Source organism: Acetobacter sp. P1H12_c (assembly GCF_018811975.1).
Lineage (GTDB): Bacteria > Pseudomonadota > Alphaproteobacteria > Acetobacterales > Acetobacteraceae > Acetobacter > Acetobacter persici.
Genome location: NZ_JACRVR010000004.1, coordinates 34,030 through 45,698, shown reverse-complemented (window position 1 = coordinate 45,698; position 11,669 = coordinate 34,030). Strand labels below are relative to the sequence as shown.

Here is an 11,669-nt window from a genome sequence, read left to right as displayed (position 1 = left end):
TCGCGGCTTCAAAAAACCCGGCCTCTCCGGTATTCACTCTTCTTCCTGTTCTCCGGCGGAAAGCTGAAAGACTGTCCTGCATGCGTCTGCGCTCTCTTACTCTGGCCTGCTCCCTTGCGGCTCTGACACTGGCCTCCGTTGCTCATGCAGCCCCCCATGCCGGGCAGAAAGACGCCACCGCGCAGTCTGCCGCTGCCGCGAAGCCGCCGCATCCGGACGATTCAATTATCGCCGTCGTCAACGGTATTCCGCTGACCACGCGGGATGTGGAAAATCGCGGCAAGCTGTTCGCGCTTTCAACGGGTCTGTCCGTCAATGCCGAACTGATGGACCGGCTGCGCCCGCAGATTATCCGCCAGCTGATTGATGAACGGCTGCGTACGCAGGAAATTCTCTCGCGCCACATCAACACGCCGCCGGAACAGATTGCCGCCGCCATTGCCGGGATCGAACGCCGCAACGGCATGCCGCAGAATGCCCTGCGGGACCGTCTGGCGCAGGATGGTGTCTCGCTGACAACCCTGATCGACCAGATCCGGGTGCAGATTGGCTGGGTGCAGGTGCTGCGGCAGGAACTGGGGGCTCGCGGCCGCGTCTCCGCCAAGGAAATCGCCCAGCGTGAAGAGGCTCTGAAGCGGCAGGATGGCCGGACGGAATATAACCTGAGCGAAATTTTCGTGAAGGTGGAAGACCCCCGCCACTCGGAAGAAGAACTGGCCTTTACCAACACCGTTATTCAGGAACTGCGCAAAGGCGCGCCCTTCCCCATTGTGGCAGCCCAGTTCTCCCAGAGCCAGACAGCGCTGGATGGCGGTTCCATGGGCTGGGTGCAGGAAGATGAGCTGGACCCGGCTGTAATCAGCATGGTCAAACAGATGCCGGTCGGGGCCGGTGCAATCTCCAACCCCATCAAGGTGCCAGGCGGGTTTGTGATCATCACGGTCAATGGCAAGCGGGTGATCGGCCATCAGCCGGGCCACGTTATTACCATTCGGCAGGCTTTCCTGCCGTTTGACGCGCCCCTCAACCCGGAACACGTGACGCCGCAGCAGCAGCAGACGCTGCAAAAAGCCGTCAAAATTGCGCAGACGGTCAGCTCCTGTGATGCCATTGCCTCCATCAACCAGCAGAATGGTGAAAAGCGGCCGACCGACCCCGGTGAGCTTCAGCTTGAGCGCATGAACCCGCAGATGCGCTCCCTGCTGGAAACTCTGCCGCTGAACAAGGTCTCCCGCCCGCTGGTGTCCACCGATGGCATTGACCTGATCATGGTCTGCTCCAAAAAAGATAAGAACTTTGCCGATCGCTCTCCGAGTGAAATTGCTGACCAGCTGATGAACGAGCGCGTGGAACAGACCGCCCGTCAGCTGGACAGTGACCTGCACCGTAAGGCGATGATCGACATGCGTATCAAGCTGAAGGGCGTATGACGTCTCCCGCCGGTCTGGAAAGCCTCCGGGACGTTATCAGCCGCCATGGGCTGGATGCCCGGAAGGCGCTTGGTCAGCATTTTCTTCTTGATCCTGACATCACCAACCGCATTGCCGCTCTGGCGGGCACGCTGGACGGGCGGCATGTGGTGGAAGTCGGTCCCGGCCCCGGCGGGCTGACGCGCTCTCTCCTGAATACAAAAGCGGCGTCCGTCACGGCGGTGGAGGTTGACCCTCGTGCCGCTGAGATTATCCGGGAACTGAGTGCTTTTTACCCGGACCGCCTGAAACTGGTGGAAGCCGACGCGCTGAAAGAGGATCTGACGACCCTGTGCCCGGCCCCCCGGCATATTGTCGCGAACCTGCCTTACAACGTGGCCACACCGTTGCTGGTCGGCTGGCTGCGTCAGGGAACGGCGTGGGAACGGCTGACCCTCATGTTTCAGCTTGAGGTCGTCGAGCGGATCTGCGCGCAGCCGGGTTCCTCCCATTACGGGCGGCTGGGTGTGCTGGCCCAGTGGTGCGCCCAGTGCGCTATTGTCATGAAGCTGCCGCCCGGAGCCTTTTCTCCCCCGCCCGCCGTCTGGTCCGCCGTGGTAAGTATTACCCCGCATGCTGACCAGCCCGAACCAGCGTTGTTCAAAGCCATGGAACGGGTGACAGCCGCCGCCTTCGGGCAGCGGCGCAAGATGCTCCGTGGCTCCCTGAAAGGCCTGCACGGAGAACGCCTTCTGGCCGAAACCGGGATTGACGGCACACGCCGCGCAGAAACCCTCAGTATTGCCGAGTTTGACAGTCTCGCACGCGCGCATCTGGCTCTTTCCGCCAAAAGCTGACCTGGCTGCATTCTGCTTCCGGGTGGCACCACCTGTTTTCCGGAAGCCTGCAGCCTCTAGCCACACCGTCTTTCAGCCTTTGCAGCGCACGCTTTACGCCTTTCCATGCCTGTATTACTCACTAAGGCAGGGAAATAGCCTGATAAGACAAGACAGATGCTGCTCAGCGGACTGAAAGCCTTCAAACGGACCTTTCTGAACAAGGTCACGCGCCTTTCCGAAAAGCATGCGACAACGGACGCAACTGCAACCTCGACCTCGACCTCGACGCCCGAAGCCCCGCCACTCCCGCCGTCAACAGGCTTTATCGACCAGATCAGTGCGCGGCATGTGCAGGGCTGGACAATCGCCTCCGAAAACCCCGCACTACGGCTCAATGTGGAAGCCTTTTTGCCCGAAACAGGGGAAAGACTGGGGCACGGCACAGCCGATCAGTTTCATTACGGATTATCCGGCATTGGAGACGGAAGCCGCCGATACGGGTTCTGGTTCCACCTGACGCGCGAGATTACCCCCGCCGAGCGTGAGACCCTGCGGGTGCGCGTTCCCGGTCAGGGAGACCTTGCGCGCTCCCCCAACCTGAGTTCGTGGCAACCGCTCTTGCACGTCGCCATGGATATTGTCGACAACTGCAATCTGCGCTGTCCTTTCTGCCTTTACGATTACAGCGCCGTACGCCGCACCCATGTTATGACGCGCGATACGCTGGAAGCCGCACTCCGGCTCCTGCCATACACCAAGGATGGTGAATTCTGGTTCTCCTGCCTGCATGAACCTTCTCTGCACCCGGAGTTTGCGTCTTTTCTGGACGCTATCCCGCCAGCGTTCCGCAAAAAGGTATTTTTCACCACCAATCTGGCGCGCCGGATGCCGGAAAGCTATTTCCAGACTCTCGCCCAAAGCGGCATCGACCACATCAATATTTCCATGGCATCCCGGACGCCCGAACTCTACGAACGGATGAGAAAAGGAGCGCGGTTTCCAATTTTCATGCAAAACTGGGACAGGCTTCTGGCAGCTTTTCGGGACGCTGAGTCAACGGTTGCCCTGCGCTATGTCATTATGGCCTACAAATCCAACCTGCATGAACTGCCGGAACTGAGCCGCTATTTGCTGAGTGAAGGCCGGGCGGCGCAGGTTGAAATTCGCTATACTTATGATGTGCCTTTTATTGACGCCGCTTTCCGCCAGCAGGAATTTCTGGAGGAAGCTGAGTGGGACTGGCTTCAGGCCAGTCTTCCCGTAGCCGAACCGGGACAGATCCTGCTGGCACGGCCGCCTGCCCCCCAAAACCCAGCCCCTGCTGACTCTCAAAACGAAACAGAGGCAGAGGCAGAGGCAGAGGCAGAGGCAGAGGCAGAAACCGCATCAGCCTCCGCGCTCCCAATCAAGCCTGAAGAGGTACCGCAGACCGTAAAAGAGTCTGAGCTCCGATTTATACCGGGACACTATCTGGCACAGCTTTCATGGGATGGAACACTGGAATTGAAAGGCATCAGTCAGGCCAGTGCCGGCGCGGCTCTGATAGAAGTGCCTGTCGTGACAAAAAATATCCGCGACATCCCGGACATCGACGCCTTTTTGTATGCACTGGACTGCAAAAGCATCCAGACGTCAGAGGCGTCCTGAGCGGACAACCCGTCCGGCCCGATATGGCCAACCCATGATTATAGCCGGTAACAGGACCATCCGCAGGCAGGCTCCGGCGTGTCTCTACACACCAGAGCCGTCAATTCCGTGCCTGTTATCGGGCTTCCGCCTCAGCCATGTAATCGCGCGTCAGCGGCACGGCATCAATAGAGCGGGTAATCTGCAACTGGAAATTCATGTGGCCCTGCACACGGAACGACAGTTCCGCCGCATCCAGATAGAACTCAAACATCCGCGCAAACCGCTCATCATACAGCGCCACGGCTTTGGCCCGGTTGGCAGCAAACCGCTCCCGCCAGATGGCAATGGTTTTGGCGTAGTGCAGCCGCAGAATTTCACAGTCTGTCACCCACAGGCCAGACCGCTCCACAGCGGCAAAGGCTTCACTCAGCGAGGGTGAATAGCCACCGGGGAAGATATATTTGTTAATCCAAGGGTTGGTGGTGCCCGGCCCGTCATTCCGCCCGATGGAATGGAGCAGCGCCACGCCATCTTCTGTCAGGCTGTTTTTAAGGATTTCAAAAAACTGATGGTAATGGTGCACGCCCACATGCTCGAACATGCCGACTGAGACAATCCGGTCAAACCGCCGCTGAAGGTTACGGTAATCGAGCATTTCAAAGCGGACCCGGCCTTCCAGCCCTTCCTCTTTCGCCCGGCGGCGCGCAATAGTCAGCTGTTCTTCCGAGAGCGTAATGCCCGTCACAATCGCCCCGTAATCCCGTGCCAGTGTCAGGGCCATGCCGCCCCACCCGCAGCCAATATCCAGCACTTCCAGCCCGGGTTTGTTCAGCAGCAGCTTGGCAGCAATATGCTTTTTCTTGGCCTCCTGCGCCTCATCCAGCGTTTCATCCCCTCTGCGGAAATAGGCGCAGGAATATTGCCGGTCCTTATCCAGAAACAGGTCATACAGACGGCTGTCGAGATCATAATGATGCGCCACATTCTGCCGGGAGCGCTTGATGGGATTGAACTGGATCCAGCTCCGGCAGGCATAGCGGAACGTGCTGGCAATCTGCTCGGGCAAGTGGCCGGGAGACATGGCGTTGAGCATCAGCAGATCCAGCAACTGATACAGCGTGCAGTCCTTCGGCCGGATGCCGCCATTCATGTAGCCTTCACCAAAGCCCAGACCGGGGTTCATGGCCAGCGCGCGGGCACTGGCATTGTCCACCAGCGTCATGCCTGCTTCCGGCCCCGGCTTGCTGCCGCTGTAATGCGTCAGACTTCCATCGGGCCAGGCAACATGCAGCCGCCCCGAGGAAATAAAGTGCCGTAATATCCGGTCCAGAATGCGGTTCATGCACTTACTCCGTCATGCCCATGAAAACGCCTGATAGTAAAACACAAAAAAGGGCCCGGAAATACTTCCGGACCCCTTTTGAAAGCATAGCAGAAAAAAGACGACGCTCAGGCGTCGGCTTTGTTTTCTTCTGCTGCCGGTGCTTCCGCGTCGTCAGCGACAATTTCGCCTTCGATCACGGCATCATCACCAGCAATTTCAGCTTCTTCTTCAACGCTCAGCGCTTCGCCGCGTGCCTGACGCTCAGCTTCTTCAGCAGAACGGGCCACGTTGACGATAACCGGCACAACAACTTCCGGATGCAGAGCAACCTTGACTTCATACAGACCAAGAGACTTGATCGGATGAGACAGGAAGACCTGCTGACGGGAGATAGTGAAGCCAGCTTCGGTCACGATCTGAGCGATGTCGCGGGTGGACACGGAGCCATACAGGCTGCCGCTGTCACCAGCCTGACGGATCAGCACAACAGCCAGACCGTCCATGCGCTCGGAGAGACGCTCGGCTTCTTCACGACGTTTGATGTTCTGTGCCTCAAGCTGGGCGCGTTCACGGTCGAAGCGTGAACGGTTGGCTTCGTTTGCACGAATAGCCTTGCCCTGCGGCAGCAGGAAGTTACGGGCATAACCCGGACGAACCTTCACCACATCGCCCATCTGACCCAGATGTTCAACGCGCTGAAGCAGGATCACTTCTGTAGCAGCCATGATCGCCCTCTCAGCTCATCACGTAGGGAAGCAGAGCAAGGAAGCGGGCGCGCTTGATAGCCTGCGCCAGCTCACGCTGCTTCTTTGCGGAAACCGCCGTAATACGGCTCGGCACGATCTTGCCACGTTCGGACAGGAAACGGCTCAGCAGACGTACGTCCTTATAGTCGATCTTCGGCGCATTGGGGCCGGAGAACGGGCAGGATTTACGACGACGGTAGAACGGACGACGGGCACCAACTGCGGGGCGACGTGCGGCGGGATTGATTTCGGTCGTTTCAGACATGCTGCTCACTCCCCTTCGGCGCCAGCGGCTTCAGCCGGCTTTTCATCACGGGCGCGATATTCTTCACGATCTTCGGAAGAACGACGGCCGCCACGGCCGCTTTCAAAGCGTCCGGCAGGCTTCGGGCCACGGAAACCACGTTCACCGCGGTCATCACCCTTGCGGGACAGCGGCGGGGACGGAGCTTCATCAATTTCATCAACGCGCAGCGCCAGCAGACGCAGAACGTCTTCATTGATGGCGAGCTGACGTTCGATTTCCTTGAGCATCTCGGCCTTCATTTCAAGACCCAGCAGGACGTAGTGGCCCTTGCGGTTTTTCTTGATACGGTAAGCCAGAGTGCGCAGGCCCCAGTATTCACGCTTTTTGACGGAACCGCCATCAGCTTCAACCTGAGCGATCACACCATCAATGATGGCATCAACCTGCTGCTGCGAAATATCATTACGTGCAATAAGCACGGTCTCGTAAAGTGGCATGGGTACTCCCTTCGGATCGTATCAACCCGACTGCGCCAGACCGTTCCGGCAAACAGCGCCCTGCTGAGGCAGAGCAAACGGGTATAGCCGGAGCGATGCCGCGCACCCGGCAGGGAAGATGGCGTGTCAACCACACTTCTGCCCGGAACGCAAGAGTTCAGACCAGAAATTTCTCCGGAATGACAAGCCCGAGCCTGTCCGGCACATCCCACACTTCTTCCATTGTGCTGACAGGCTCGAACCCCATCTGCCGGTAAAGCGGTAAAGCGCGGGGGTGGTCTGCCGTGCAGGTATTAACCCGCACACAGAGCGGCCCCAGTGACCAGGCATGACGCACCGCCTGATCCAGAAAGGCACGCCCCACCCCATGCCCGATCGCTTCCGGGAACAGCCCGAAATAGGACAGGTTGATATCCTGCGGGTTGGACAGACTGAGTTCGTAAAAACCACGAATGGCCTGCCCATGCTTCAGCACGGCAATGCTGATCGGGGCCTGTTCCAGCAAATGCGCAAGGTCACGGTCAGACGCCGCCTGCCGCATCCACCAGCAGTAGGGGCGGCCAACCTTGTCCTGCAACAGGCGATAGCCTGCTACATCCGGCCGGACATTCGTCTCAACCGTCCAGCCTTCCGGCAATCTCAGGGCCTCCCCCGCGGGGGCGCGCAGCATCCGCATGAAGGTGACGTCCACCTTCATGCGCGTGGCAGGCTCAGCCTGCCGGATGCAGACCTCAGTTATCATCCAGGAAGGACCGGAGCTTACGGCTGCGGCTGGGGTGCTTAAGCTTACGCAAGGCCTTGGCTTCAATCTGACGGATACGTTCACGGGTCACGTTAAACTGCTGGCCAACTTCTTCCAGCGTGTGGTCCGTGTTCATGCCAATCCCAAAGCGCATCCGCAGCACGCGCTCTTCACGCGGCGTCAGAGACGCCAGAACGCGGGTCGTGGCTTCACGCAGGTTGGTCTGGATGGCGGCATCCAGCGGAATGATCGCCGTTTTATCCTCAATGAAGTCACCCAGATGGCTGTCTTCCTCATCCCCGATCGGGGTTTCCAGAGAAATCGGCTCTTTGGCGATCTTGAGCACTTTCCGCACTTTTTCCAGCGGCATGCCCAGCTTTTCAGCCAGCTCTTCCGGCGCCGGTTCCCGACCGATCTCATGCAGCATCTGGCGGGAGGTCCGCACCAGCTTGTTGATGGTCTCGATCATATGGACCGGAATACGGATGGTTCGCGCCTGATCCGCAATGGAGCGGGTAATCGCCTGCCTGATCCACCATGTCGCATAGGTGGAGAACTTATAGCCACGGCGGTATTCAAACTTATCCACGGCCTTCATCAGGCCGATATTGCCTTCCTGAATCAGGTCAAGGAACTGCAGGCCACGGTTGGTGTATTTCTTGGCAATGGAAATCACCAGACGCAGGTTGGCCTCAATCATTTCCTTCTTGGCGCGCGCAGAATCCCGCTCGCCACGGGCCACCGTCGCGTAAACACGGCGGAACTCGCCGATCGGCAGGCCTGTATCCTGCGCAAGCTGCGCAACCTGATTCCGCAGGTCAATCACAGTCTCGGAATGTTTGGCGACAAAGTTTTTCCACGATTTACCCGGCAGTGCGGAGACCATGTCCATCCATGCCGGGTCCAGCTCACGCCCGCGATATTTCAGCAGGAAGTCCTCGCGCGAGACGCGGCAGCTTTCCGCCAGACGCAGCATACGGCCTTCCAGCACGTTCAGTGTGCGGAACAGTTCCTTGAGCTGGATCACCAGATCTTCAATCCGGTTGTTGTGCAGGTGCACCTGCTCAACCTTGCCAACCAGCTCATCCCGCAGAGCGGCATAAATCTGCTCGGACCGGTCCTGCACTTCCTCACCGGTGGTCAGCACATCAATGCGGCGGACCTGGAGTTTGCGCAGTTTTTCGTACAGCGGCTCGATATCTTCAAAATGCGCGAGGATTTCCGGCTTCAGCTTTTCTTCCAGCGCGGAAAGAGACAGGCCACTGCCTTCCCCCTCAACTTCGCCTTCAGCTTCGTTTTCCGGCTCGTCCGAGTCTTCGCTCTCACCCTCGGTATTCTCAAACGCGTCACCGGTGCCCTCTTCCCCCATGGGGTTCGTGGCCGCCTGCATGGCTTCCAGATCCACAATGTCACGCAGCAGCATTTCATTGTTACGGATCTTCTCGTGCCAGGAGATAATGGCGCGAAACGTCAACGGGCTTTCGCACAGGCCGCCAATCATTTCATCACGGCCAGCCTCAATGCGCTTGGCAATGGCAATCTCACCCTCGCGGGAGAGCAGTTCTACCGTGCCCATCTCGCGCAGATACATGCGCACCGGATCATCCGTGCGGCCAAGGTTTTCTGCGTTGACGTTCCCGGAGGCGGTTTCGGTCTCCGCTTCCTCGGCGTCGTCCTCGGCCTCTTCATCCTCGGCTTTTTCGGACTTCTGGGAGTCGGAGTCGTCACTTTCCTCGTTCTCGACGACCTGAATTCCCATTTCGGACAACATCGCCATGATGTCCTCAATCTGCTCGGAGGACATTTTGTCCTGAGGCAGCACGGCGTTCAGCTCGTCAAACGTGATGTGCCCACGCTCACGCCCCTTCGCGATCAGTTTTTTGACCGCGGCAGACTGCGTATCCAGAGTGGTGGTGTCACCATCCTGCTCAGCTGAGTGCGCTCCGTTACCCGATGCTGTCTTTGTTGCCATGCCTGACCTGCTCCTCCCCCGCCCTCATTCTGACAAGATGCAGAACGACCAGCTCAACACAAATTGTTCAGTTTTCCGAGGCGGGCAGGACGTGGGATATACTGCCCGCGAAGTCAAGAGGAACGCGGGCCGAACATTCCCCGCGCCTCTGAAAAACTACTCGTCTATCTCCCCACGCCGCAGCGCAGCCAGAGCTTCCAGCCTTGGCTGTAACCGCTTCCATTCTGCCATATCTGCCCCATCCTGTGCGAAGCGCGCAACCTCCTGCTCCACTTCTTTTCGAAACTGACTAAAATTCAGTAGTCCGTAAAAATGCCACCACTGTGTTCTTATCGCCACAGCCAGTGAGGTGTCTTTTTCTTCCAGATTCAAGGGCAAAGGCCCTTCTGTGAGCACTGACCGCACCAGAGCTTCCTCCTGCCGGCCGCTCAGTTCCTCCAGCAGAACCTTCCCATCCTCTGGCAACAGCCCCTCTGCGGACATATCCAGCAGCATGGCCCGCAGGTCAGAATAATCTTCTGGCAGGCTCAGGCGGCAGAGGGCTTCCTCCACCTCCGTCACCAGTTCCGGGTAGCGCAGCAGGAGAGCCAGCAGAATACGCTGCCGCTCCCGCACGGGGTCCACGCGGGCGGGCTGAATATCCTGCGGCACGCGGCTACCACTCCCGCCACCGGAAGACTTTGCTCCGCCAAACGCCCCGCCGCCCTTTTTCCGCCGGAAGGTCTCAAAAAACCGGTCCAGCAGCGTGGAGCGATACTCAGAAGCCAGCGTTTTTTCAGGGATCAGCGCCGCAGCTTCCACCAGCTTGCGCCGCAGGGCAGCACGTTCTTCCGGCCCGGGGTTACTCACCCCGCCTGCCAGCAGATCAAACAGTACGTCAGAGAGCGGGCTGGCCGACGCAAACAGGTCTCCCACAGCCTGCGCCCCACGGGAGCGCACCAGACTGTCCGGATCTTCCCCATCCGGCAGCAGGCACAAACGCAGGGTGTGATCCCCTTTTAACAGCGGCAGCGCTGTTTCCGCGGCGCGCGCCGCAGCACGACGGCCCGCGGCATCGCCGTCAAAACACAGCACCGGCGCACGATCAACCTGCCACAGAACCTCAAGCTGCTCTGGCGTCAGAGCCGTGCCAAGGGGAGCCACTGCGCCGCCAAATCCGGCCTGATGCAGGGCAATGACATCCATATACCCTTCCACCACGACCAGATCCGTCGCGGGGGTGCCTTTGGGCCGCGGAGCACGCACAGCCGCCCGCGCCCGGTCCAGCCCGAACAGCAGTCGGCGCTTGGAAAACAGAGCTGTTTCCGGGCCATTCAGATATTTAGGCTGACCGTCACCCAGAATACGGCCACCAAAGGAGACCAGCCGCCCCTTGCGGTCGCGGATGGGAAATGTCACGCGACCCCAGAACAGCTCACCTTTAGGCCGCCCGTCCTCATCCAGCCGCATCAGACCGGCTTCCGCCATCATGCGGGGCGTGACACCTTTACCCTCCAGCGCGGCCGTCAGGCTCCCGCGCCCATCTCCGGCCCAGCCCAGCCCGAAAGTTTTAATGGTCTCCCGTGTCAGGCCGCGCCCCAGCAGATAGTCTAGTCCTGCCCGGCCCGCAGGCGTATACAAGGCAGCGGACCAGATATCCTGCACCAGATCCAGCACATCCCCTAAAGACCGGGTATGTGCCACCTCTTCCTGAGAGCGCCGGTTATCTTTAGGGACATCCAGCCCCGCCGCCGACGCCAGTTCTTCCACAGCTTCCGGAAAGCTTTTGCCTTCCATCTGCATGACGAAGGAAATGACATCCCCATGCACACCGCAGCCAAAGCAATGGAAGTGATCATCATACACGTAGAAAGACGGCGTTTTCTCCCCGTGGAAGGGGCAGCAGCCTTTCCAGTTCCTGCCGGAACGCGCGAGCTTGACCCGCCGCCCCACCACTGAAGACAGCGGTGTGCGGGCACGCAGCTCATCCAGAAACCCTGCCTCAATTGCCATACCGGCCTGATATCATTTTGTGTGTTTTCTGTCTTAGCCCTGCGGCACTGAATTCTCGCTGCGGGCAGACTTACCCACACGATACAGTGAACGACGCTCAGATTTTTTGCTGATGGTGTGAGCAGACTTCGGCAGCCCCACCTCCGCCCGATGCAGAGAAATATTTTTCAGAGCCACCCTCTCCGTGTCGGGAAAACGGACGGGTGGCGGGAGACCCGCGAACCCTCCGCCAGCCTCCCCGACCAGAGCACTGGCATGGTGCACGCAGAGCT

General features: G+C 59.2%; 10 protein-coding genes. 3 read left to right on the top strand and 7 right to left on the bottom strand.

From position 1 onward, the window contains the following. Positions 1–80 precede the first annotated feature (80 nt). The 3 genes from KP699_RS04560 to KP699_RS04550 all read left to right on the top strand — a co-directional run bounded on the left by KP699_RS04560 (position 81) and on the right by KP699_RS04550 (position 3,895). On the top strand, positions 81–1,430 hold the full coding sequence (locus tag KP699_RS04560; protein ID WP_215761778.1) for a peptidylprolyl isomerase: 1,350 nt from the start codon (positions 81–83) through the stop codon (positions 1,428–1,430). Continuing rightward, positions 1,427–2,266 (top strand): 16S rRNA (adenine(1518)-N(6)/adenine(1519)-N(6))-dimethyltransferase RsmA, encoded by an 840-nt coding sequence (gene rsmA / locus KP699_RS04555; protein WP_215761777.1) that lies wholly within the window; start codon positions 1,427–1,429, stop codon positions 2,264–2,266. Before KP699_RS04560 ends, rsmA begins: the two co-directional genes overlap by 4 nt. A 156-nt stretch (positions 2,267–2,422) precedes the next feature. Next, a complete protein-coding gene (locus tag KP699_RS04550) occupies positions 2,423–3,895 on the top strand; it encodes a radical SAM protein (RefSeq protein ID WP_215761776.1) in 1,473 nt (490 codons plus the stop codon). 115 nt (positions 3,896–4,010) lie between these two features. Here KP699_RS04550 and KP699_RS04545 read toward each other — a convergent pair whose 3' ends face one another. From KP699_RS04545 to dnaG, 7 genes are all read right to left on the bottom strand, one after another. Continuing rightward, positions 4,011–5,219, bottom strand: coding sequence for a cyclopropane-fatty-acyl-phospholipid synthase family protein (locus tag KP699_RS04545; RefSeq protein WP_212353759.1), 1,209 nt, complete (start codon positions 5,217–5,219; stop codon positions 4,011–4,013). Between the two features lie 107 nt (positions 5,220–5,326). Continuing rightward, positions 5,327–5,926: a 50S ribosomal protein L9 gene (gene rplI / locus KP699_RS04540; RefSeq protein ID WP_025827995.1), complete on the bottom strand. Its 600-nt coding sequence runs from the start codon at positions 5,924–5,926 to the stop codon at positions 5,327–5,329. Positions 5,927–5,936: 10 nt separating this feature from the next. Continuing rightward, positions 5,937–6,212, bottom strand: coding sequence for a 30S ribosomal protein S18 (gene rpsR / locus KP699_RS04535; protein WP_025827993.1), 276 nt, complete (start codon positions 6,210–6,212; stop codon positions 5,937–5,939). A gap of 5 nt (positions 6,213–6,217) precedes the next feature. Beyond that, positions 6,218–6,691: a 30S ribosomal protein S6 gene (gene rpsF / locus KP699_RS04530; protein ID WP_025827992.1), complete on the bottom strand. Its 474-nt coding sequence runs from the start codon at positions 6,689–6,691 to the stop codon at positions 6,218–6,220. A gap of 157 nt (positions 6,692–6,848) precedes the next feature. Next, positions 6,849–7,433 (bottom strand): GNAT family N-acetyltransferase, encoded by a 585-nt coding sequence (locus KP699_RS04525; RefSeq protein ID WP_086655354.1) that lies wholly within the window; start codon positions 7,431–7,433, stop codon positions 6,849–6,851. Then, positions 7,423–9,405, bottom strand: coding sequence for an RNA polymerase sigma factor RpoD (rpoD, locus tag KP699_RS04520; protein ID WP_215761775.1), 1,983 nt, complete (start codon positions 9,403–9,405; stop codon positions 7,423–7,425). The genes KP699_RS04525 and rpoD overlap by 11 nt, the downstream gene beginning before the upstream one ends. A 156-nt stretch (positions 9,406–9,561) precedes the next feature. Further along, the gene (gene dnaG / locus KP699_RS04515; RefSeq protein ID WP_215761774.1) at positions 9,562–11,397 is read right to left on the bottom strand and encodes a DNA primase; all 1,836 of its coding nucleotides are present in this window, start codon (positions 11,395–11,397) and stop codon (positions 9,562–9,564) included. Positions 11,398–11,669: the final 272 nt, after the last annotated feature.

Bases quoted from the DNA above. Each gene is read 5' to 3' on its own strand.
- KP699_RS04560 (WP_215761778.1), top strand. From the start codon at position 81: ATGCGTCTGCGCTCTCTTACTCTGGCCTGCTCCCTTGCGGCTCTGACA.
- rsmA (WP_215761777.1), top strand. From the start codon at position 1,427: ATGACGTCTCCCGCCGGTCTGGAAAGCCTCCGGGACGTTATCAGCCGC.
- KP699_RS04550 (WP_215761776.1), top strand. From the start codon at position 2,423: ATGCTGCTCAGCGGACTGAAAGCCTTCAAACGGACCTTTCTGAACAAG.
- KP699_RS04545 (WP_212353759.1), bottom strand. From the start codon at position 5,219: ATGAACCGCATTCTGGACCGGATATTACGGCACTTTATTTCCTCGGGG.
- rplI (WP_025827995.1), bottom strand. From the start codon at position 5,926: ATGGCTGCTACAGAAGTGATCCTGCTTCAGCGCGTTGAACATCTGGGT.
- rpsR (WP_025827993.1), bottom strand. From the start codon at position 6,212: ATGTCTGAAACGACCGAAATCAATCCCGCCGCACGTCGCCCCGCAGTT.
- rpsF (WP_025827992.1), bottom strand. From the start codon at position 6,691: ATGCCACTTTACGAGACCGTGCTTATTGCACGTAATGATATTTCGCAG.
- KP699_RS04525 (WP_086655354.1), bottom strand. From the start codon at position 7,433: ATGATAACTGAGGTCTGCATCCGGCAGGCTGAGCCTGCCACGCGCATG.
- rpoD (WP_215761775.1), bottom strand. From the start codon at position 9,405: ATGGCAACAAAGACAGCATCGGGTAACGGAGCGCACTCAGCTGAGCAG.
- dnaG (WP_215761774.1), bottom strand. From the start codon at position 11,397: ATGGCAATTGAGGCAGGGTTTCTGGATGAGCTGCGTGCCCGCACACCG.